This is a genomic window from uncultured Psychroserpens sp., assembly GCF_947492715.1.
In the GTDB taxonomy this organism is placed as follows: Bacteria; Bacteroidota; Bacteroidia; order Flavobacteriales; family Flavobacteriaceae; genus Psychroserpens.
This window is the reverse complement of the sequence record NZ_CANLNS010000004.1, coordinates 303,319-325,298: the sequence shown is the minus strand read 5'-3', so window position 1 is coordinate 325,298 and position 21,980 is coordinate 303,319. Positions and strand designations below refer to the sequence as shown.

Annotated in this window: 20 protein-coding genes and 1 tRNA gene; 17 read left to right on the top strand and 4 right to left on the bottom strand. The window is 34.1% G+C overall.

Features of this window, described 5'->3' with window-relative positions; translation table 11 throughout:
• Positions 1-15: 15 nt before the first annotated feature.
• From Q0787_RS12465 to Q0787_RS12455, 3 genes are all read right to left on the bottom strand, one after another.
• Entirely contained in the window at positions 16-1,053 is a 1,038-nt protein-coding gene (locus tag Q0787_RS12465) for a M28 family metallopeptidase (protein ID WP_298903073.1), read from the bottom strand.
• Between the two features lie 79 nt (positions 1,054-1,132).
• On the bottom strand, positions 1,133-1,474 hold the full coding sequence (locus Q0787_RS12460; protein WP_298903071.1) for an FUSC family protein: 342 nt from the start codon (positions 1,472-1,474) through the stop codon (positions 1,133-1,135).
• Between the two features lie 4 nt (positions 1,475-1,478).
• The gene (locus Q0787_RS12455; RefSeq protein WP_298903070.1) at positions 1,479-2,258 is read right to left on the bottom strand and encodes a DUF3108 domain-containing protein; all 780 of its coding nucleotides are present in this window, start codon (positions 2,256-2,258) and stop codon (positions 1,479-1,481) included.
• 186 nt (positions 2,259-2,444) lie between these two features.
• Here Q0787_RS12455 and Q0787_RS12450 point away from each other — a divergent pair, with 186 nt between their 5' ends.
• The 14 genes from Q0787_RS12450 (at position 2,445) to Q0787_RS12385 (ending at position 19,257) form a co-directional block, all read left to right on the top strand.
• Positions 2,445-3,302 (top strand): universal stress protein, encoded by an 858-nt coding sequence (locus Q0787_RS12450; protein ID WP_298903068.1) that lies wholly within the window; start codon positions 2,445-2,447, stop codon positions 3,300-3,302.
• A gap of 92 nt (positions 3,303-3,394) precedes the next feature.
• Complete coding sequence (locus Q0787_RS12445) at positions 3,395-3,712, top strand: DUF6660 family protein (protein ID WP_298903066.1); 318 nt, start codon at positions 3,395-3,397, stop codon at positions 3,710-3,712.
• A gap of 49 nt (positions 3,713-3,761) precedes the next feature.
• Positions 3,762-5,948, top strand: a complete 2,187-nt coding sequence (locus tag Q0787_RS12440; protein WP_298903065.1) for a TonB-dependent receptor — start codon at positions 3,762-3,764, stop codon at positions 5,946-5,948.
• Between the two features lie 2 nt (positions 5,949-5,950).
• Complete coding sequence (locus tag Q0787_RS12435) at positions 5,951-6,364, top strand: Fur family transcriptional regulator (RefSeq protein ID WP_298903063.1); 414 nt, start codon at positions 5,951-5,953, stop codon at positions 6,362-6,364.
• Between the two features lie 60 nt (positions 6,365-6,424).
• A complete protein-coding gene (locus Q0787_RS12430; RefSeq protein ID WP_298903062.1) occupies positions 6,425-8,377 on the top strand; it encodes a heavy metal translocating P-type ATPase in 1,953 nt (650 codons plus the stop codon).
• A 65-nt stretch (positions 8,378-8,442) separates the two neighbouring features.
• Positions 8,443-8,856 carry a hypothetical protein gene (locus tag Q0787_RS12425; protein ID WP_298903060.1) on the top strand — a complete coding sequence of 138 codons (414 nt, stop codon included), beginning with the start codon at positions 8,443-8,445 and terminating at the stop codon, positions 8,854-8,856.
• A gap of 108 nt (positions 8,857-8,964) precedes the next feature.
• The gene (locus Q0787_RS12420; RefSeq protein WP_298903059.1) at positions 8,965-12,672 is read left to right on the top strand and encodes an efflux RND transporter permease subunit; all 3,708 of its coding nucleotides are present in this window, start codon (positions 8,965-8,967) and stop codon (positions 12,670-12,672) included.
• Positions 12,669-13,907 carry a TolC family protein gene (locus tag Q0787_RS12415; RefSeq protein WP_298903058.1) on the top strand — a complete coding sequence of 413 codons (1,239 nt, stop codon included), beginning with the start codon at positions 12,669-12,671 and terminating at the stop codon, positions 13,905-13,907. Before Q0787_RS12420 ends, Q0787_RS12415 begins: the two co-directional genes overlap by 4 nt.
• Complete coding sequence (locus Q0787_RS12410) at positions 13,907-14,644, top strand: heavy-metal-associated domain-containing protein (protein WP_298903057.1); 738 nt, start codon at positions 13,907-13,909, stop codon at positions 14,642-14,644. Before Q0787_RS12415 ends, Q0787_RS12410 begins: the two co-directional genes overlap by 1 nt.
• A 2-nt stretch (positions 14,645-14,646) precedes the next feature.
• Positions 14,647-15,231, top strand: coding sequence for a DUF2911 domain-containing protein (locus Q0787_RS12405; RefSeq protein ID WP_298903055.1), 585 nt, complete (start codon positions 14,647-14,649; stop codon positions 15,229-15,231).
• 1 nt (position 15,232) lies between these two features.
• Positions 15,233-15,943 (top strand): PepSY domain-containing protein, encoded by a 711-nt coding sequence (locus Q0787_RS12400; protein ID WP_298903054.1) that lies wholly within the window; start codon positions 15,233-15,235, stop codon positions 15,941-15,943.
• Positions 15,944-15,949: 6 nt separating this feature from the next.
• A complete protein-coding gene (locus Q0787_RS12395; RefSeq protein ID WP_298903053.1) occupies positions 15,950-17,722 on the top strand; it encodes an efflux RND transporter periplasmic adaptor subunit in 1,773 nt (590 codons plus the stop codon).
• 40 nt (positions 17,723-17,762) lie between these two features.
• Positions 17,763-18,737 carry a hypothetical protein gene (locus Q0787_RS12390; protein WP_298903052.1) on the top strand — a complete coding sequence of 325 codons (975 nt, stop codon included), beginning with the start codon at positions 17,763-17,765 and terminating at the stop codon, positions 18,735-18,737.
• Positions 18,738-18,816: 79 nt separating this feature from the next.
• Positions 18,817-19,257, top strand: a complete 441-nt coding sequence (locus Q0787_RS12385; protein WP_298903050.1) for a heavy-metal-associated domain-containing protein — start codon at positions 18,817-18,819, stop codon at positions 19,255-19,257.
• 96 nt (positions 19,258-19,353) lie between these two features.
• Here Q0787_RS12385 and Q0787_RS12380 read toward each other — a convergent pair.
• A tRNA-Ser gene (locus Q0787_RS12380) sits at positions 19,354-19,438 on the bottom strand.
• Positions 19,439-19,616: 178 nt separating this feature from the next.
• Between Q0787_RS12380 and Q0787_RS12375 the strand changes: the two genes are divergently transcribed.
• The 3 genes from Q0787_RS12375 (at position 19,617) to Q0787_RS12365 (ending at position 21,957) form a co-directional block, all read left to right on the top strand.
• Positions 19,617-20,246: an NAD(P)H-dependent oxidoreductase gene (locus tag Q0787_RS12375; RefSeq protein WP_298903048.1), complete on the top strand. Its 630-nt coding sequence runs from the start codon at positions 19,617-19,619 to the stop codon at positions 20,244-20,246.
• Between the two features lie 84 nt (positions 20,247-20,330).
• Positions 20,331-20,750 carry a thioredoxin family protein gene (locus tag Q0787_RS12370; protein WP_298903047.1) on the top strand — a complete coding sequence of 140 codons (420 nt, stop codon included), beginning with the start codon at positions 20,331-20,333 and terminating at the stop codon, positions 20,748-20,750.
• A 7-nt stretch (positions 20,751-20,757) separates the two neighbouring features.
• Complete coding sequence (locus Q0787_RS12365; protein ID WP_298903045.1) at positions 20,758-21,957, top strand: DegT/DnrJ/EryC1/StrS aminotransferase family protein; 1,200 nt, start codon at positions 20,758-20,760, stop codon at positions 21,955-21,957.
• Positions 21,958-21,980 lie beyond the last annotated feature (23 nt).

Below are 21,980 nucleotides of genomic sequence, written 5' to 3'. Positions count from 1 at the left end.
ATAAAATTTAACAGCTTAGATTACATCTTTGTCTACAACAATTCTGTTTTCAGAATTTGCTAAGTACCAGGCTGTGGCAAATATTAGCTTGGTTCTTTTTTCTAAAAGAGAATAGTTGATTTTGTCTGGTGTGTCTGTTGGTTCATGATAATCTTCATGTTCACCGTTAAAATAGAAAATTACAGGAACACCTTTTTGAGCAAAATTATAATGGTCTGATCGGTAATAATAACGATTAGGATCGTTGTCGCTATTAAGTCTATAATCCAACTCTAAGTTTGTGAATTCATTATTGGCTTCTTCTGAAATATAATGCAGTTCGGTACTTAAACGATCTGCTCCTATAATGTAGAGATAGTTCTCATTATCGATGTGAGCATCGTCTACACGTCCAATCATATCTATATTTAGGTTGGCTACTGTATTTGCCATTGAAAATACAGGGTATTGCGTGTAATATCGAGAGCCATTAAGACCTACTTCTTCACCCGTCAAATGCAAAAAAACAACACTACGTTTAGGTCTGTGTCCTTCCATAGCTGCTTTTTTGAATGCTTGCGCCATTTCTAAAACCGCTGCAGTGCCAGAACCATTGTCGTCTGCACCATTAAAAATTTCGGTGTCATTGTACCCTTCATGGTCAGAATGTGCCGATATAATAATAACTTCATCGGGATATGTACTACCTTCTATAAACGCAATAACATTTTGGGAATCTTTTATATCTCCTGAAAAATAAGATTCAGGAATCCGTTGATAATACTTTGAACCTAAAGGCGATTTAATCTCTTCACGGATATAATAATCTTTAATAAATTTTGAGGCTTTGTGATGTCCTGGTTCGCCAGCTCTTCGTCCTTGGAAATCATCGGATGAAAATGCATAAACATGTTCTTTTAGTTCATCTTCCGTAATGGTATTTAGGTAGGTTTGAACTGTTTCGGAATCGTCAAAGTAGATACTTTCTTTAAGTTGCTCTATCTTTTCTGTATGTCTAAGTGTTGCGCATGAACCAACAAGGGTAAGGGACAATGCAACAAGATGAACTTTCATTTGCGGACTAATAAATGGCTGATTATGATTCAAATAAAATAAAAAAAAAGGTAATATCGAAAGTATTACCTCATTTTATTTATTCGTTATCTATCTCGTCTAAATCTAGACCCTCGAGTTCATCAATGGATTCTTCTTCGAGTTGATCTTCTTTTTGTTCTAATTGTTCTGTATTTCCAACTTCAGATTCGGTAAACACTGCTTTGTATGTTGTTAGAGCCAGAGCAATAATTGTCATTAAAAATACAAGTTGAATAGCTCTTTTACCTGTTTGCTGCCCTTTTGATGTGACTAAGGCCGGAATACCAAATATAAGAGCCAATATTGAAGGGATGTACGCAATTTTAAATAAAGGTGTCACCGCTAACACTAGTGCTAGAATTGCTGCTATATATCCTAAAATTATAAGTAGCTTTTTCATGATATTAATGTTTTAGTCCTGTTGCGCTTTTTATTTTTAATTCACCATTTCCAACGGCAATTTTGAATTTTGCATAAACAGGTATTTTATTGGCATCTGCCGTTAACCAAAGTAGGTTGTCATTATTACCTTTAAGAACATTGCTATTGTTAATTGAAATAGACAATTTGTAGCATTCTTTTTTACCAATGGCAGTATTAATAGTTTCTTTGCTTAAATACTTTATGCTTACAACAGACTCTTTGTTGTCAAATAATACCGTAAAACTCTGGCTATCACCAATACTTGCTTTATGAATATCTAAATTTCTGATATGATATAACGTAGTAACTAGGTCTCGAGTAGAGCCTCCTATTTTTACCGATTTCTTTTCTTCCCACTCGGTACCATCACGTCTGGTTTTTCGTTTTAAACTTGCTACAGTTCTTGTTTTATGGTTAAACTTATATTTCATGAATTTCTTGTAACCACCTTCATAAATATCTCTATTATATAGAAAAGGGGTTAATGTCTTGGGACTTACATAGCTTTCATATAAATCACGAATCTTAAAGAAACTATCCCAATTACTGTAAGTTACCGCTGTGCACTTTAATTTTAGTAAGGTCGATTTTGATGTTTTGACTTCGCTAGTTTGCATTGTAACTTCGGCCAATTCATTGAGTATGCCATTCATATTATACGATGCGCTATAGGTTAGCTTTTCACCAGCAGCAATAGTTTTATTTTGAGCTAAAGAAAAAAATGAACTCAAAATAATAAGTGTAGATATCAAAAATTTCATTGTAATACGTTTAGTTGTAATAACGATTATACTAACATTTATTATGCCGAAAATACAATCCTTTATCATTTCTAACTAATATTTTTTCGAAGTTTTGACTTTGAATCTTTGTATAGCAGATGATATTTATCATGATTTTTTAGTCTTATGCTTTGTAATTTAGAGTAAGATCAAAATCATTGTATTATGAAAAATATATTGTTACCAACAGATTTCTCGGAAAACGCATTAAACGCTATTCATTACGCGATGTCATTTTATCAATATGAACCCTGTAAGTTCTATTTGCTGAATGTTCAAAAGGTGTCATCATTTGTAACAGACGATTTGATGGCGATGCGACCTTCCGATACATTATTTAATTCTTTAATAGATGCCTCTATGAAAAGACTGGAAATCTTAATTACGGAATTAGAAGAGCAATATGCAAATGTGCTACATGAATTTGAACCCAAAGTAGATTACGATAACTTTATTGATGCCATACAACAGGTAGTTAATAAGAATCAAATTGATATGATTGTTATGGGAACAAGAGGCGCTTCTATTATAGGTAAGAAACTGTTTGGGTCACATACAGTAAGTGTATTTCAGCGATGTTCGTGCCCTGTACTAGCCATTCCTAACGATTATAACTATAGAACTATAAAGACCGTTGCATTTACGTCTAACTACTATACGGCTTATAATTCTGAAGACTTATTACCTCTAATCAATTTGGTAGAGCATCATAATTACGACGTTCATATTATTCATGTTAAAGAAGCCGAACGCCTCAGTGAATATCAGGAGAATAACAGAGCGTTCTTAGACTCGTGCTTTTCAAATGTGAATCATTCATTTATTATGCTTGAAGAAGAGCGTTTGTTTGATGCCGTTACTAATTATATGACAGCTAATAATATTGATTTATTGGCAATGATGAGTCGAAAACATTCGTTTTTAGAGCGGCTGTTTATAACACATCCAGCAGAAAGTTTTGCTTTTAATTTGAAGGTTCCTTTACTAGTGATGGAAAATACGGGAGACTTTTATTTAAAGTAAGCGATTGGAAAAACTAAAAGTTCGTAACTCAGAATCCTTTAATATTAGTATTTGCACAACCATTGCATCTTTAAATTTTTATCTTTGCCTTAATGAAATTTGTAACAATCATATTGTCATTATTAATATTATCGCTTTCGGCAAAACCTTGTTCTGATGGTCAAAATAGTGAAGATCTGCACCAAGAAGATATAAGTGTTAATCATAACCATCAAGAAGATAGTGATGATTCTTGTCCTGCAACTTGTATTTGTAATTGTTGCGGTACGGCAATTACCTACGAACCTTTGGCAACTTACAACCTCATTGATTATTATAAAATTTCTACCAAAATAGCATCTTCATATCAATCTATATATAGATTTGATTTTCATTCGAATATTTGGCAACCACCACAAGTAATCAGCTAAAACAACGCGATTTTAAATCAATTAATTAGTTAATTACAATTATATTTCAATGAATAAATACACATTGAGCATAACGCTCATTATATTACTTTGCCTATCATTAAAGGCGCAAACATCAGACATACAAATAAAAATTATCGCAGAAACTGAGAATGAACCGTTAATAGGTGCTACAGTTTACTTTGAAGCATTAGAAAAAGGGGCTGTTACCAATTTTGATGGTATCGCTGAGTTTACCGAAATACCAAACGGTCAGCATCAAATAATAATCTCCTTTTTAGGATTTGAAACCATAGAAACTACAATCCAAGTCCCGAGTACTTCAGCATTAGTATTTAAACTAAAAGAAGGGGGTAATCAATTAGACGCGGTGGTACTACAATCTACAAGAAGTACGAGAACAGTTAGAAAAATACCAACGCGTATTGAGTTTATAGGTACAGAAGAATTAAGCGAAAAGGCCATAATGAATCCTACCAATATCTCCATGGTACTTCGTGAAAGCACAGGAATACAAATGCAACAAACATCTTTAAGTAGCGGAAGTACTAACATTCGTATTCAAGGTTTAGATGGTAGATATACCCAGCTATTAAGGGATGGATTCCCTCTATATGGGGGTTTTTCAAGCGGTTTAAGTATTTTGCAAATTCCTCCTTTAGATTTAAAACAATTTGAAATTATTAAGGGAAGCTCTTCAACACTTTATGGCGGTGGAGCTATAGCAGGCTTAGTAAATATGGTATCTAAAACACCAGACGAGGAACCTGAATTAGATATTATGCTTACCCAAACCCAAGCGCTGGGAAGTACCGCTAATATATTTTACAGTAAACGAAATGAGACATTTGGTTTTTCGCTTTACGGTTCTGGTCACTACCAAAAAGTATATGATCCCGAAGATGATGAATTTAGTAACCTTCCTAAAACGACATCCATTTCATTTAACCCTAAGTTGTTTTATTATCCATCGGAAAAAACAACGATTTGGCTTGGATTAAACGGGACATACGATGATAGAGTAGGCGGTGATATTAGCAAAATTGAGAATGGTGAAGAAGGGATACATCAATATACCGAAGAAAACAACTCAAAACGGTTAAGTAGTCAGTTTGTGTATCAAACACAGTTAGATGAGTTACGTTCATTACAATTTAAAAATAGTGTCTCTTTTTTCGATAGAAATTTATCAGTTCCAAATTTCAGCTTTGATGGTAAGCAAACGAATACATTTACTGAAATTACTTATAACAAGACATCGGAAAAAACCGATTGGATATTCGGAGCTAATCTATATACCTCGAATTTTGATGAAAATGACAATGCGACCCTTCAGCGCGATCAAAAAGATGTCACCTTTGGTGCTTTTGCGAATAATATTTATGACATTTCAGAACATTGGATTTTAGAAACAGGATTGAGGGCCGATTATAATTACGATTTTGGCTTCTTTCCTCTTCCCAGAGTGTCATTGCTTTATAAAAATGATAACGGGTTTTCAAGTCGAATCGGTGGTGGTTTAGGTTACAAAATCCCTGATATTTTCACTGAAGAAGCCGAATATATTAATTTTGAAAATGTGCTCGCCATTGATAAATCTAAAGTAGACGCAGAGCGTTCTTATGGTGTTAATTTCGATTTGAATTATCAAACACGTTTGTCTGATGCTATTGGTTTTTCTGTAAATCAATTATTCTATGTCACAGCAATAAAGGATGGATTGCTTTTAAATTCAACAGAAAACGGTTTATTTCAATTTGAAAATGCACCTGATGAAATCTTTAGTAAAGGAGCAGAAACCAATATTAAATTTACTTATAAAGATTTTAGATGGTTTTTAAACTATGCATTTATTGATACCAAACTAAATTATTTACCAGGTAACCCACAAAAGCCATTAACAGCAAAACACAATGCAGGTAGTGTATTAATGTACGAATCTGATAAGTGGCGCATCGGTTACGAAACCTATTACACAGGAAAGCAATTTCTTTCAAATGGTACTGAAACAACAGATTTTCTAACGATGGGCTTACTATTAATGCGTAACTTTAAATTGGGTAGCGTATTTGTGAATTTCGAAAACTTTACAGACAGAAGACAAAGTAGGTTTTCGCCTCTGGTTTTACCACCACACGAAAACCCTGTTTTTCCGGAAATATATGCTCCTACAGATGGTTTTATATTTAGTGTCGGACTCATAATTAAACCATTTGGAAACGAAGATCACGACTAGTTATGGAAACAATTGAACAAGTACTAGAATCTAAAAATATTCGCGTAACGGCAATGCGTTTATTGATTTATAAGTTCCTTGCAGAAAAGCAAGTAGCCGCAACTTTAAGTGATATAGAGAAAGCTTTTGAGAAAGCAGATAGAACAACACTCTATAGAACAGTTAAAACCTTTGTAGAGAAAGCTATAGTACATCAAATAGACGATGGTACAGGAATAACAAAATACGCATTGTGTGAACAGGACTGTAGCTGCGAAATTGAAACCGATTTGCATTTGCATTTTCATTGTAATAATTGCAACGAAACGATTTGTTTAACAGACCATAAAATACCTAAAATTAAAGTGCCAGATGGTTTTATTTCTGAACAAATAAACTTGGTCGTAAAAGGTTTATGCGATAAATGCAGTGCATAAAAATGCACTTCTATTGCATGGGTTTTTTGAGCACCTTTGTTTTATTAATATGAGTTACTAATGAAAAAAAAGAAGGTCAATTTACGGGATTTAAAACAAGACTCGAAAGCGGGACATAGCCACGATGATGGACATAATCACGGAGGTTCTCCCAGTGATTTTAAAACCTATATTCCTGCTATTGTAAGTTTCATTATGCTTATCGCTGGTATAGCATTAGACTATTTTGGTGTTACTTTTTTTAAGGACTGGATACGGATAATTTGGTACTGTATAGCGTACCTACCTGTAGGCTTACCCGTTGTAAAAGAAGGCTGGAAGAGCGTAAAAAAAGGTGATGTGTTTACAGAGTTCTTTTTGATGTCTATTGCTACTATTGGAGCGTTTATTATTGGTGAATATCCCGAAGGTGTGGCAGTAATGCTCTTTTACGCAGTTGGTGAGTTATTTCAAAATGCTGCTGTCAATAGAGCAAAAGGAAATATTAAAGCCTTGCTGGATGTTCGCCCAAAAGAAGCAAATGTTTATCGTAATGGTGCTTACACAAACGTTTCACCAAAGGATGTCAGCATTGGCGAGAAGATTCAAATTAGGGTTGGCGAAAAAGTGCCTTTAGATGGTGTGCTATTATCTGAAAAAGGCTCATTGAATACAGCGGCTTTAACAGGGGAGAGCAAACCTAATTCAGTTTTAAAAGAAGACAAGGTTTATGCAGGTAGTATTAACTTAGACAGTGTAATAGAAGTTGAGGTGACTAACAATTTTGAAGACAGTTCTATTGCTCGAATATTAGATTTAGTTCAAAACGCTACAGCTCGTAAATCGAAAACGGAATTATTCATTAGGAAGTTTGCTCGAATCTATACGCCTATTGTTGTGTTTTTAGCTATTGGAGTTACCTTTCTTCCTTATGTCTTTGTAGATGATTATGTCTTTAGAGACTGGCTGTATAGAGCCTTAATTTTCTTAGTAATTTCCTGCCCTTGTGCTTTAGTGATTTCTATTCCACTCGGGTATTTTGGTGGACTAGGAGCTGCTTCGAAAAATGGGATACTATTTAAGGGTGCTTCTTTTTTAGATGCAATGACCAAAATTAACACCTTAGTAATGGATAAAACGGGAACAGTTACCAAAGGTGTTTTCAAAATAAAGGAAATCAAGGTTATAGGTTGGGAAGAACACGAATTTATGAAATACCTAACAGCCATGGAAGAACAGTCTACCCATCCTATTGCAAAGGCTATCATGGAGTATAAAGGCAATGGAAGTAATTATAAAGCAGAAAACGTTTCTGAAATTGCAGGAAAAGGTCTAAAAGGAACGGTAAACGATAAAACTGTTTTAATAGGAAATAAAAGTTTAATGATAGCCAATAATATCGAGGTGCCAAATGAAACCGAATCTATTGTGGAGTCTATTGTGTTGGTCGCCATTAACAATGCCTTTGTGGGTTATGTTGTTATTGCCGATGAATTGAAGGAGGATGCCAAAGACACAATCACAGCATTACATGAAGTGGGCATAAAAGACATAATGATGCTTTCTGGAGATAAGAATTCGATAACACAGCAAGTGGCTAAATCGTTGCATATAAAAAATGCTAAGGGTGGTTTGTTGCCAGAGGAAAAACTAAATGAAGTAGAAATTCTAAAACAAAACCCTGAAAATAAAATTGCATTTATTGGTGATGGTATTAATGATGCGCCTGTTTTAGCCGCAAGTGATGTGGGTATTGCTATGGGCGGCTTAGGTAGCGATGTTGCTATCGAAACGGCAGATGTTATTATTCAAACCGATCAACCATCAAAGGTGGTTAGAGCTATTAAAATAGGCAGATCTACTCGAAAAATTGTATGGCAAAATATCATATTAGCTTTCGGAGTTAAAGCTATTGTTTTAATATTAGGAGCAGGCGGCTTAGCTACGATGTGGGAAGCCGTTTTTGCAGATGTAGGTGTGGCCTTATTAGCCATTCTAAATGCAGTAAGATTACAAAGAATGAGTTGGGATTGATGAATGTTTAAGTTTCTGTTAAACAAAAATGACATTAATTAAAATTTAATACCTTTGTAGTCGTTATGAAGCATATATCTCATAAAATAATGTCGTTTATAATGGCTTTTGTAGTGTTATTCTCTACTATGTCATTTACTGTAAACATGCATTATTGTGGAGATACTTTAGTGGAAACGGCTATTTTCCAAAAAGCTAAAGGTTGCGGTATGGAAATGGACAAGCCCTCAACAGAAGGTTGTTCTATTACGAAGAAAAACTGTTGTGATGATGAACAATTAGCATTTGAAGGTCAAGACGAATTACAATTACAAGTTGACAAAATTGCGTTTGAGCAACAAGTATTCATAGCTTCATTTGTTTACACCTATATTAACCTTTTTGAAGGTTTAGATAACAATGTGTCTTCTTACGAAGAATACAAACCACCACTCGTCGTCAGGCAAATCTTCAAGATCGACGAGACGTATTTAATTTGATTTTTAAACAATAGACTGTGTTGTCCTATGGCTTTATGTCATAAGGATAATTTGTTGTATTCGGTGTTTTCAGAACACCAATGTCTAACTGTTTAATAATCAAAATATATGCTTAATAAAGCAATTAAATTTCTTATTGAGAATAAACTCGTTGCAGTACTTCTACTCGCCCTTTTCATAGGATGGGGAACAGTAAATGCACCTTTCAATTGGGATACAGGATTTTTACCAAGTAATCCTGTCGCTGTAGATGCTATTCCAGATATAGGTGAAAACCAACAAATTGTATTTACCAAATGGGATGGTCGTTCACCTCAAGATATAGAAGACCAAATTACCTATCCATTAACAACATCCTTGTTAGGTATTCCTGGTGTAAAAACCATTCGTAGTTCGTCTATGTTTGGCTTTTCAAGTATCTATATCATTTTTGAAGAGGACATAGAATTTTATTGGAGTAGAAGTCGTATTCTCGAAAAACTAAACTCATTACCCAGTGGTTTATTACCTGATGGTGTTAATCCTGCGCTGGGTCCTGATGCAACAGGGTTAGGACAAATATTTTGGTACACGCTTGAAGGACGTGATGAAAACGGAAACGTTACTGGTGGTTGGGATTTACAAGAATTACGTAGTATTCAAGATTACTATGTAAAATATGCGCTATCCTCTGCGAGTGGCGTATCAGAAGTAGCATCTATTGGTGGTTATGTTCAAGAATACCAAGTAGATGTTAATCCAGAATTGATGCGTCAATACAATATAGGTTTGCATCATATTGTAAAAGCAGTTAAGGAAAGTAATAAAGACATTGGTGCACAAACTATTGAAATCAATAATGCAGAATATTTAGTTCGTGGCTTGGGTTATGTGAAATCTATCGCAGATATTGAAAATGCTGTCGTTACTTCCGAAGATTATACAGCAATACGAATTAAAGATATTGGAAAAGTTTCTTTAGGCCCTGCAACAAGACGTGGCTTATTAGATAAAGAAGGTGCAGAAGTTGTAGGTGGTGTTGTAGTAGCGCGTTATGGTGCAAACCCAATGGAAGTTATTAATAATGTAAAAGAGAAAATTAACGAATTAAGTGCAGGATTGCCTTCAAAAGTATTGGCAGATGGAAGAACATCACAAGTCACAATAGTACCATTTTATGATAGAACAGAATTAATTCAAGAAACACTTGGCACACTCAATGAAGCCTTAACTTTAGAAATTCTAATTACCATTTTGGTTATTATCATTATGGTGTTTAATCTTCGGGCATCGGTACTTATATCTGGACTGCTACCAGTTGCGGTTTTAATGGTTTTTATAGCTATGAAGTTCTTTGGTGTAGATGCAAACATTGTCGCATTATCTGGTATTGCAATTGCTATTGGTACAATGGTCGATGTTGGTGTCATTCTTTCAGAAAACATTATAAGACATTTAGATGAAGATGATGGAACACAATCCATTAATACAGTAGTTTATAATGCCACAGCAGAAGTATCTGGCGCAATCGTAACCGCAGTAATGACAACAATAATTAGTTTCATTCCTGTATTTACTATGATTGGTGCAGAAGGAAAATTATTTAGACCATTGGCATTTACAAAAACCTTTGCGTTAACTGCATCAATTATTGTCGCTTTATTTTTAATTCCACCGTTTGCTGCTTATTTATTCAGAAAGAAAAGCATTAAAAACACTTTTAAAACTATTTTAAATGGTGTTTTAATAGCTTCAGGAATCGTAGCAATAGTCTTTGGGTATTGGTTAGGATTGATTTTGATAGCTTTTGGAATTACAGCACTTCTAAATCTTCAAAATAAAATATCAGACAAACAAGCTAATCTTGTCAATATCATTATTTCAGCATCAGCAATCATATTTCTGTTAGCCGAATATTGGCGACCATTAGGCGTTGATAAAAGCATCTTTTGGAATCTCATTTTTGTAAGTGTAATTTGCTTTGGTTTATTAGGCCTTTTTACATTATTCATCAAATATTACACACATATTTTAAGGTGGTGTTTAGATCATAAATTGTTGTTTCTATCTGTTCCAACAGCTATTGTAATTGCAGGGTTTTTCATCATGAAGAACACAGGCAAAGAGTTTATGCCATCCTTAAATGAAGGCTCATTTCTACTAATGCCAACCTCAATGCCTCATTCTGGTGTGGAAGAAAACAAACGGGTTTTACAACAATTAGATATGGCTGTCGCCAGTATTCCAGAAATTGAAACAGTTGTTGGTAAAGCAGGTAGAACAGAATCAGCGTTAGACCCAGCACCTCTATCAATGTATGAGAACATCATTCAGTATAAATCAGAATATATGCTGAATGCATATGGAGAACGACAACGCTATAAAGTAAATAAGGATGGTTTGTTTGAATTGAAAGATGGTCGCTTTATTTCTAATCCTAATAATTCCGAAAATGTTGCTTATAGCACAGTTAAAAGGTCTCAACTAATCGAAGATGAGGATGGTGAATACTATCGTAATTGGCGACCAGAAATTGAATCACCAGACGATATTTGGAATGAAATTGTAAGAGTTACCAAATTGCCAGGTGTTACGTCAGCACCAAAACTACAACCCATTGAAACAAGATTGGTAATGCTTCAAACAGGAATGCGAGCACCTATGGGAATTAAGGTAAAAGGTCAAGACTTAAAGCAAATTGAAGCCTTTGGTGTTCAATTGGAAGATATACTCAAACAAGCTGAAGGTGTTAAAAAAGAAGCTGTTTTTGCAGACCGTATTGTAGGTAAACCCTATTTGTTAATTGATATTGATAGAGAGAAAATTGCACGTTATGGTATTTCTGTACATGATGTTCAAGAGGTATTAAAAGTCGCAGTAGGTGGTATGGTATTAACCCAAACGGTCGAAGGTCGTGAGCGATATGGTGTTCGTGTGCGATACCCAAGAGAATTAAGAGCAAATCCAACAGACTTACAACAGATTTATGTGCCAGTTGAAAAAGGCAGCCCTGTTCCGTTAAGCGAATTGGCAACCATTCGTTATGAGCAAGGTCCACAGGTCATTAAAAGTGAAGACACCTTTTTAGTAGGTTATGTGTTGTTTGATAAATTGGATGGTTTTGCAGAAGTAAGCGTTGTTGAAAATGCACAAGCACTGATTCAAGAAAAGATAGATTCTGGTGAATTAATAGTTCCAAAAGGTATCAACTACGAATTCACAGGAACGTATGAAAATCAGTTACGAGCAGAAAAAACGCTTTCTGTTGTAGTGCCATTAGCATTGGCAATTATCTTTTTAATACTGTATTTCCAATTCCGTTCTGTGGCAACCTCATTAATGGTGTTTACAGGTATCGCAGTAGCGTTTTCAGGCGGGTTCATAATGATATGGCTCTATGGTCAAGATTGGTTTTTAAACTTCAATTTCTTGGGCGAAAATATGCGAGACTTATTTCAGATGCATCCCATTAATTTAAGTGTAGCGGTTTGGGTTGGGTTTATTGCACTCTTTGGCATTGCAACAGATGATGGTGTAGTAATGGCAACCTATTTAACGCAAACTTTTGATAGAAATATACCAGAGAACAAAAAGGAAATTAGAGCATCCATAGTAGAAGCAGGAGAAAAACGAATCAGACCCTGTTTAATGACAACTGCGACTACAATTTTGGCATTGTTACCAGTACTAACCTCAACAGGACGAGGAAGCGATATTATGATTCCAATGGCAATACCAAGTTTTGGTGGAATGCTCATAGCCTTAATAACCTTATTTGTAGTTCCAGTATTATACAGCTGGAAATCCGAAGTTCAACTTAAAAGAGTAACAAAATGAAACACATAAAAATGAATATAAGAACGGTCTTTGTTCTTTGTCCTTTATGCTTTGTTCTTTCTGTGCAAAGTCAAGAGTTAGAAACGCTTATTGATGTTGCATTAAATAACAATCCAGAAATTCAAAAATTTGAGTTGCAATACAAAAGAGCTTCCGAAAAGGTAAACGAAGTCAATACCATTCCTAATACCGCATTTGGTGTAGGTTACTTTGTGAGCGAACCAGAAACACGAACAGGAGCGCAACGATTTAAAGTATCGGCTAAACAAATGTTACCGTGGTTTGGTACAATTACTTCACGAGAAAACTATATCAGTTCATTAGCTGATGCAAAATATGAAGACATTGTTATTGCAAAGCGAAAATTGATGGCTTCTGTATCACAATCCTATTATAATTTATACGCCAACAAAGCGAAACAGGAGGTTTTAAACGAGAATATTAATCTTTTGGAAACCTACGAAACGTTGGCTTTAACATCGCTTGAAGTTGGTAAAGCATCAGCTGTAGATGTGTTGCGATTACAAATGCGTCAAAATGAAATGCAACAATTAAAAGATGTTTTAAGTCAACAGTTTTTAGCAGAACAAACGAATCTTAATAATCTTTTGAATAGAGAAAATAATGTTGCTGTTACTGTGGTAGATAGTTTAATGATGCCTTCGGAAGACTTTGAAATCATTACTGAAAATTTAGCATTACATCCTGAATTGTTGAAGTATGATAAACTATATCAATCCATAGAACAATCAGAATTATTAAACCAAAAAGAAAGCAGTCCAATGATTGGTTTTGGTTTGGACTATATCAATGTTTCCGAAAGACCAGATATGAATTTCTCGGATAACGGAAAAGATATTGTGATGCCTATGGTTTCGGTGTCAATCCCGATTTTTAATAAAAAATATAAATCTCAAACCAAGCAAAATGAGTTGCAACAGCAGGAAATTACAGTTCAAAAACAGGAACGATTAAATATGCTGGAAACGCTTTTAAGTAAAGCGATCAATGAACGTATTTCAGCAAGAATAAGTTATACCACGCAAACCAAGAACTTAAAACAAGCCAAAGATGCAGAGGACATCTTAATCAAAAGCTACGAAACAGGAACGATTGATTTTAATGATGTTTTGGATATTCAAGAACTACAATTAAAGTTTCAAATGAACCAAATAGAGTCAGTCAGAACTTATTATGTGCAATCAGCGATTATTAATTATTTAACACAGCAATAATGAAACATACCTATAATATAACAGGAATGACCTGCAATAACTGTAAGGCTTCCGTAGAAAAATATTTAAGAGAAATAGACCAAGTATCAGAGGTGTCTGTTAATCTTGAAAAAGGTGAGGCAGAAGTGAAAATGAATACTCATATTTCAACTGAAATATTACAAAATGCATTACCAGAAAAGTATACCTTATCTGAAAAGAAAGAGAAGAATGTGTTTGCATCTTCAGGTATGTCGACAATGCCAATGAAAGAAGAAAAAAGCAAGTTACAACAATTAAAACCTCTACTGCTTATTATTTTTTATATCGCTTCAGCGAGCATTTTACTTCACTATAAAAATTGGTCTTGGAATGATTTTATGCTCGATTTTATGGGTTTATTCTATATTGTTTTTAGTTTCTTCAAGATGTTGGACTTAAAAGGCTTTCCAGAGTCATTTAAAATGTATGACCCATTAGCAAAACGTGTTCCTGCTTATGGTTGGTTTTATCCATTTATTGAAACCGCTTTAGGATTAATGTTTTTAATGCGATTTGAAGTTAATCTTGCTTTAATCATCACTCTAGTTGTATTAGGCATTACAACCGTTGGAGTTACAAAAACACTATTAGATAAGAAGTCAATCAGATGTGCTTGTCTAGGTACTGCTTTAAAGTTACCTATGACAGAAGCTACTTTTATTGAGAATGCCATAATGATTGTAATGGCAATATTAATGTTATTAAATATCTTTTAAGAATGAAAAAAATACTACAAATATCCGTGATAATTACACTTCTTTTCGCCTGTAAAAACGAATCCAAAAAAGAGGTAAAAGATGAGTATCAACACCACAAAGTTGAAAAGAAAGAAACACCAAAGAAGAAACCATTAAGCCCACATACATCTACAATGGCAATGATTGGAGATGCACATATTCATATAGACTATTCATCGCCAGGAGTTAGAGGGCGAATCATCTTTGGTGGATTAGTTGGTTATGATAATGTCTGGCAAGCTGGAGCACATATGGCAACGTGGATTGAAACCAATAAAGATTTAATTATAAATGGTGAGGTGCTTCCAAAAGGAAAATATGGGTTTTTCACGATTCCTTCAAAAGAGGATTGGACTATAATGATTAATAAAAACTGGAATCAACACGGTAAAGACGATTATAATGTAAATGATGATGTGATACGATTTAAAGTGACACCAAGTATTTCAGACAAAATTACAGAGCATTTAGAATATAAAGTAAATAAGATTAGTGAAACAGAGGGAAGTATTTCTCTTGCTTGGGAAAAGGTGACAATTAGCTTTCCATTCAAAATAAATCAATAAAATGGTAAACAGGCATACAGCATTAAAAATTAGAAAAACCCATAGATATTTAGGCTTGTTTTTGGGTATTCAATTTTTGTTTTGGACAATTAGTGGATTGTATTTCAGTTGGACAAATATCGATGATATTCACGGCGACCATTTCAAGAATTTAGATTATCAACCACAAGCTTTCAATAATTTAATTAGTCCATCACAACTCAATGTTACTAATGGCATCAATACTATTGAATTGAGAGACATTAACAATACACCTTACTATTGGGTAAATAAAAAACAATTATATAGTGCTATTGATGGAAGTCCAAAGAATAGCATCACAAAAGATGAAGCACTTTATATAGCAAAAAACTATATGAAAAGCGATTTGGTAGTTGAAAATGTAGAGCAAATTAATGAGACTGGAAAGCACCACGAGTATAGAGAAAAGTTATTGCCAGCTTATGTGATTTCTTATAAATCTGACGAAGCATTAAGAGCTTATGTGTCCGTAAAAGATGGAAAATTTCAAACTGTAAGACATCGTAGTTGGCGTTGGTTCGATTTTTTATGGATGACGCACACAATGGATTATGAAGGTAGAGATAACTTTAATACATTAGTTTTAAGAGCATTCTCGTTGTTAGGCTTAATAACGGTTTTGAGTGGCTTTTTACTATGGTACACATCGTCACCATCAATCAGAAAAATATTAAAAAAGAAGAAAAAATAATTAGTGATGAAAAAATATATCATTTATATAGGAATATTAGCTGTAGGGCTACTTTTAGGGTGGATACTTTTTGGTAACTCATCAAATAAAGAAACAGAGCACAATCATACGGAAACAATAGAAACCAATCAAATGTGGACGTGTTCTATGCATCCACAAATTATGCAACCAGAACCAGGTGATTGCCCAATTTGTGGGATGGATTTAATTCCTGCCGAAAGTGGAAGTGATGGTTTATTAGTAGACCAATTCAAATTAACTGAAAATGCGATGGCATTAGCCAATATTCAAACATCCATAGTAGGCAAAGGAAATGTTGATGGCAACACGATTAAATTATCAGGTAAAATTGCTGAAAATGAAGAAGCAAACGCAGTACAAGTCAGTTACTTTTCGGGTAGAATAGAACGATTGAATGTCGGTTTTACAGGCGAAGAAGTTCGTAAAGGTCAATTATTAGCAACCATTTACTCGCCAGAATTGTATGCAGCACAACAAGAATTGATTACAGCAGCATCTTTAAAGGAATCGCAACCCGCATTATACAAAGCGGTTCGCAATAAATTGAAATTATGGAAGCTCTCTGACAATCAAATCAATCAGATTGAAGAAACAAAAAAAGTGAAAGAAAACTTTCCAGTATATGCAACCGTTTCAGGTACAGTTACGGAAAAATTAGTAGAACAAGGCGACTACATCAAACAAGGTCAACCATTGCTTAAAATTGCAAATCTTAATACAGTTTGGGCAAACTTTGATGTCTATGAAAATCAAATTAATTTATTTAAAAAGGGACAAGAAGTTTTAGTGACTACAAACGCTTATGCTAATAAGGAGTTTAAAGGGAAAGTAGATTTTATTGACCCAATTTTAGATACCAAAACAAGAACGGTAACATTACGTGTGATACTTATTAATAAAAACGATGTATTTAAACCAGGAATGTTTGTAACAGCAAATATTGAGCGAGTTACAAGTAGTAATAATGAGGTAATAACAATTCCAGCGTCTGCCGTACTTTGGACAGGTGAGCGTTCTATTGTCTATTTAAAAACCAATCCAGGCCAAACTATTTTTGAAATGCGTGAAGTTGTTTTAGGCAATCAAATTGGTAATGAATATGAAGTTTTAGAAGGATTATTTGTTGGCAATGAAATCGTAACTAACGGAACATTTACGGTTGATGCAGCAGCTCAATTACAAGGCAAAAAATCAATGATGAATAAGGAAGGTGGTAAAGCAATGACAGGTCACGAAGGACATTTAGGAGTGGATAATATTGGATCAGAAAAAGAAAGTGATCATACTAATATGAACGAAAGATTGACAGTGTCAGAGAAATTTCAAGAACAATTAAAAGTTGTTTACAATGATTATATCAATTTAAAAGATGCTTTAGTTAAAGAAGATTCAAAAAAAACTTCAGTTAATGCAACAAGTTTTTTAAACAATTTAAGTAAAGTGGATATGAAATTATTATCAGAGAATAATGCTCATATACATTGGATGTCATTAGTAAAAGAAATACAATCTTCGGCAACATCTATTTCTAAAACGTCAGATATAAAAGAACAAAGGGATCATTTCAAACATCTATCATCACACCTAGTAAATGCTGTGCAACTTTTCGGTGTTAAGGAAAAAGTGTATGTAGAATATTGTCCAATGGCAGATAATAATAACGGTGCATATTGGCTAAGCAAAGAGGAAAAAGTGTTAAATCCATACTTTGGAAAAGCTATGTTGAATTGTGGCAGTGTAAAAGAAGTTATTGAGTAAATACGATTAAAATTAGCGAGTTAACAAACAAATAAATATCATGAAAACAATAAATTTATTATGGGGATTTATAAGAGGGAAAGCAAGATTGTTATATAAATTATTATTGACCAATTCTTCAGTAGCCAGAAGGTTGCTTAGAAAAGATAATGTTGCAGGTAGTAGTAGTTTATACTGCTATAGAATTTGGATGAAACATCTAAAGAATTGGTCTAGACTTAGCAACGAAACACCAAAATTTGTTGTAGAAATTGGACCAGGAGATTCTTTAGGTGTAGGGTTAGCAGCATTAATATCTGGCTCACATAAGTATTATGCATTAGAGAAAACTCAATTTTGGAATATAGAAACTAACATTAGGGTTTTTGATGAATTGGTGATTTTTTTTAAAAATAGAGATAAGACTCAGGCAATTCAGATAAATGAAGACGAAAACAACGATTTGATGCAAATGGATTTTCCTTCGAATATTCTAACCGAAGAATATTTGTCAGAGTGTTTAACAGAGGAAAGACTTAATGCGATTCGCATGGAATTATTAGACCCCGAAAACTTGAACAATATATATATTCATTCTATAATCCCTTGGAATAGTAGAGATATTATTGAAAACAATACAATAGATTATATTTTTTCTCATACTGTTTTGCAGCATTTGCACGATTTACCTTATGATTACAAAACTATGAACCTGTGGTTAAAAAGTGGTGGTTGTATGTCGCATACCATTGATTTGACATGTTTGAATAGAACTAAATTATGGAATGGACATTGGACACTCAGTAAATTGGAATGGAAAATAATTACTGGTGGAGTGAACTTAATAAATCGAGAACCCTTGTCCACGCATTTACAGCTATTAGAAGCAAATGATTTTGAAATCAAATACCAAAAATCAGTTCTAAGTGACAATATGCTTAAGGTAGAAGATTTGTCTGATGAATTTAAACATTTAGATATCAAAGATTTAACTACAAGTGGATATTACTATTTTGCTCAGTTGAGAAACAAATAAGAGTAATTAATCGTGTATGAATGATGTAACACTTACCTATGAAGAATTAAACTCAATATATTAATTAAATTTTAAAACAATGAAGAAAGTAATTTTAAGTGTAGCTATAGTAGCAGCATTAGGTTTAACAAGTTGTAAAAACGATACCAAAAAAGAAACTGAATCATCAATTACTGAAATGTCCAAAGAAATGGCAATGACAGACCTATCTTTTGGCGTAAGAGGTAACTGTGGAATGTGTAAAAGTACCATTGAAAAAGCTGCAAACAGTGTAAATGGTGTTGCAAGTGCTAATTGGGATGTTGATAAAAAGAAAATTGATGTCTCTTTTGATGATACCAAAACAGATGCAATGTCAATTCATAAGGCAATAGCGGCATCAGGCTATGATACAGAAAAAGTTGTTGGTGATTTAGAAGCTTATGATGGTTTACCAGGTTGTTGTAAATATGATCACGAAATGGCAATGAACCAAACTGGTGATGAGAAAGATAATGACCATTCTAATCATGACCATTAATCTTTAGTGACTATTGATTAAATCGATTGTATTGTCAACAATACTGTCAACTCAAAAACAAAACCCTTGTAAATTCTATATTTACAAGGGTTTTTGCGGAGAAAGAGGGATTCGAACCCCCGGAGGTGTGACCCTCAACAGTTTTCAAGACTGCCGCATTCGACCACTCTGCCATTTCTCCTGAGTGCCTCATTGGGTATTTCCCAAATGCGAGTGCAAATATAGAACCCTTTTTTATTTCTTTCAAATAAAAAATGCCTTTTTTTAAAGTTATTAATGCAACTATTGATATATTTTATTGAACAAAGGCTGTTTAATGATTCTTCTCGTCTTATTTTTGCAGTAAATATTAAAACGAAATGACAACCATAGATAAATTAAAATGGCGTTATGCCACAAAGAAGTTTGATGCAACGAAGCAGCTTACTGAAGAGAAACTTAATATTCTCAAAGAAGCTTTTAATTTAACAGCCACATCGTATGGTTTACAGACCATTAGTTTGCTTGTGGTTGAAGATAAGGCGATTAGAGCAGATTTGGTGGCTCATGCTTATAATCAAAAGCAGGTTGTTGATGCTTCTCATTTATTAGTGATTTGTATTCAGGATAATATTACAGCAGAGGATGTAGATGAGCATTTTGACAATGTGAAGTCTATAAGATCAACTCCAGAAACCATTTTGGAGCCTTATCGTAAAGATTTAAAACATATGATAACTGGAATGACCTTAGAAGAACGTCAGGAATGGTCATCAAAACAAGCGTATATAGCGTTAGGAAATCTTATGACGGTTTGCGCGATGGAGAACATAGATTCTTGTCCAATGGAAGGTTTTAGTCCAATAGAATATGACAAAGTTTTAAACTTGAAAGAGCGAAACCTTAAATCTGTTTTACTTTTACCAGTAGGTTATAGGGCTAATGATGATAGCTTCGCAGTTTTTAAAAAAGTTAGGAAACAAGTTGATAAAGCTGTTATAGAAATGTAATTAAAACCTTTCAATGTGTTTTTGATTATGTTATATTTGTTTCAACCTTAATTGCGATTGGAGTCGCATGTATTAAAAATTGCTATGAAAAAAATACTATTTATCTTACTATTCGCTTTCACAGTTCAAGTGTTTGCTCAGGATCAATCTAATTGGATTACGGATAATACCGTTGCTTTAAAACAAGCAGAAACTCAAAACAAACCTATTTTAGTTTTTGTAACTAATAATCAAAAGACAGAGGCTTCCGAAGAATTGAAGACTAACTTTTTTAATGCTGATACCTTCAAAAAATTTGCTGCAAAGTCTATTTTGCTGAAATTAGATGTTTCAGATAAAAATTCTACAAATGCACGTTTAGGGATTCATTATACGAAACAGTATGGAGCACCAGGAGTGGCATTAATTAATAGCAAAGGAAAAGCGATTATAGATCCACTTGCCTCAAACTTTTCTACAGAAAAAGTGATGAAGTTTTTAGCCTTGTGGAACGAAACTTTATAATTAGCTAATGCCTGGATTTGAATTATTTGGTGACCTCGAGCGCAAAGAGGTCAATGAAGTGTTAGATAATGGTGTGCTTATGCGCTATGGTTTTGATGGTATGCGAAATGGTCATTGGAAAGCCAAAGCACTAGAGGCCGAACTCACAAAAACTTTTGAAACTAAGCATGTTCAGTTAGTATCTAGCGGAACTGCAGCAGTTTCTGTCGCTCTTGCATCTGCTGGAGTTGGAGCAGGAGATGAGGTTATTATGCCAACATTTACATTTGTTGCGAGCTTTGAAGCTATAATGATGCTTGGCGCTATTCCTGTCTTAGTCGATATAGACGATACGCTTGCTATAGATCCAAAAGCAGTTGAAGCTGCCATTACACCAAAAACAAAAGCCGTTATGATGGTGCAAATGTGTGGTAGTATGGGCGATTTAAATACAGTCCAATCTATCTGCGAAAAGTACGATCTTATCTTTGTTGAAGATGCTTGTCAGGCTATTGGCGGAACTTATGATGGTAAACCTTTAGGAAGTATTGGAGACCTAGGTTGTTTTTCGTTCGATTTTGTAAAAACAATTACCTGCGGAGAAGGCGGAGCTGTTATTACCAATAATTCAGATTATTATCTCAATGCAGATCATTACAGTGACCATGGGCATGATCATGAAGGAAATGATCGCGGCGCAGAGACACATCCTTTTTTAGGCTATAACTTTAGAATTTCAGAATTGAATGCAGCCGTTGGTTTGGCACAGGTAAAACGCTTACCTGAATTTATAGGTATTCAAAAAAAACATTATACCATTATTCGTAATGCTATATCCCAAATTCCTGAGGTGACGTTTAGAACCGTTCCGGCTGGAGGAGAGGAAAGTTATGCGTTTTTAAATTTCTTTCTACCAGATTTAGAGATCGCAAGGAAAGTATCCAAAGGGTTTAAGGATAATGGCATTGATGTATGTTTCCATTATTATGATAACAACTGGCATTATATCAGAAAATGGGAGCATCTTAAAAATAAAAAGTCACTATTTCCTTTATCTGCGGAAATAAAGCAAGGCCTTGAAAACTTAAAGCACCAAACATTTGAGCAGTCTGATCATTTTATAGGTCGAAATATCTCATGTTTGATAAAAATGTCTTGGACAGAAAATGAAGTCGCTAAACGAGCAGAAAACATGGTGTCTATAATTAAGGACGCACTCAAGTCATAGTTACTGGCGAATTACATTTTTAT

What these genes read in the sequence shown, in the direction of transcription:
- Q0787_RS12390 (WP_298903052.1), top strand. Translation starts at nt 17,763, where the DNA reads ATGAAAACAATAAATTTATTATGGGGATTTATAAGAGGGAAAGCAAGA.
- Q0787_RS12455 (WP_298903070.1), bottom strand. Translation starts at nt 2,258, where the DNA reads ATGAAATTTTTGATATCTACACTTATTATTTTGAGTTCATTTTTTTCT.
- Q0787_RS12400 (WP_298903054.1), top strand. Translation starts at nt 15,233, where the DNA reads ATGGTAAACAGGCATACAGCATTAAAAATTAGAAAAACCCATAGATAT.
- Q0787_RS12430 (WP_298903062.1), top strand. Translation starts at nt 6,425, where the DNA reads ATGAAAAAAAAGAAGGTCAATTTACGGGATTTAAAACAAGACTCGAAA.
- Q0787_RS12425 (WP_298903060.1), top strand. Translation starts at nt 8,443, where the DNA reads ATGAAGCATATATCTCATAAAATAATGTCGTTTATAATGGCTTTTGTA.
- Q0787_RS12415 (WP_298903058.1), top strand. Translation starts at nt 12,669, where the DNA reads ATGAAACACATAAAAATGAATATAAGAACGGTCTTTGTTCTTTGTCCT.
- Q0787_RS12420 (WP_298903059.1), top strand. Translation starts at nt 8,965, where the DNA reads ATGCTTAATAAAGCAATTAAATTTCTTATTGAGAATAAACTCGTTGCA.
- Q0787_RS12450 (WP_298903068.1), top strand. Translation starts at nt 2,445, where the DNA reads ATGAAAAATATATTGTTACCAACAGATTTCTCGGAAAACGCATTAAAC.
- Q0787_RS12405 (WP_298903055.1), top strand. Translation starts at nt 14,647, where the DNA reads ATGAAAAAAATACTACAAATATCCGTGATAATTACACTTCTTTTCGCC.
- Q0787_RS12440 (WP_298903065.1), top strand. Translation starts at nt 3,762, where the DNA reads ATGAATAAATACACATTGAGCATAACGCTCATTATATTACTTTGCCTA.
- Q0787_RS12365 (WP_298903045.1), top strand. Translation starts at nt 20,758, where the DNA reads ATGCCTGGATTTGAATTATTTGGTGACCTCGAGCGCAAAGAGGTCAAT.
- Q0787_RS12395 (WP_298903053.1), top strand. Translation starts at nt 15,950, where the DNA reads ATGAAAAAATATATCATTTATATAGGAATATTAGCTGTAGGGCTACTT.
- Q0787_RS12410 (WP_298903057.1), top strand. Translation starts at nt 13,907, where the DNA reads ATGAAACATACCTATAATATAACAGGAATGACCTGCAATAACTGTAAG.
- Q0787_RS12465 (WP_298903073.1), bottom strand. Translation starts at nt 1,053, where the DNA reads ATGAAAGTTCATCTTGTTGCATTGTCCCTTACCCTTGTTGGTTCATGC.
- Q0787_RS12460 (WP_298903071.1), bottom strand. Translation starts at nt 1,474, where the DNA reads ATGAAAAAGCTACTTATAATTTTAGGATATATAGCAGCAATTCTAGCA.
- Q0787_RS12445 (WP_298903066.1), top strand. Translation starts at nt 3,395, where the DNA reads ATGAAATTTGTAACAATCATATTGTCATTATTAATATTATCGCTTTCG.
- Q0787_RS12375 (WP_298903048.1), top strand. Translation starts at nt 19,617, where the DNA reads ATGACAACCATAGATAAATTAAAATGGCGTTATGCCACAAAGAAGTTT.
- Q0787_RS12435 (WP_298903063.1), top strand. Translation starts at nt 5,951, where the DNA reads ATGGAAACAATTGAACAAGTACTAGAATCTAAAAATATTCGCGTAACG.
- Q0787_RS12370 (WP_298903047.1), top strand. Translation starts at nt 20,331, where the DNA reads ATGAAAAAAATACTATTTATCTTACTATTCGCTTTCACAGTTCAAGTG.
- Q0787_RS12385 (WP_298903050.1), top strand. Translation starts at nt 18,817, where the DNA reads ATGAAGAAAGTAATTTTAAGTGTAGCTATAGTAGCAGCATTAGGTTTA.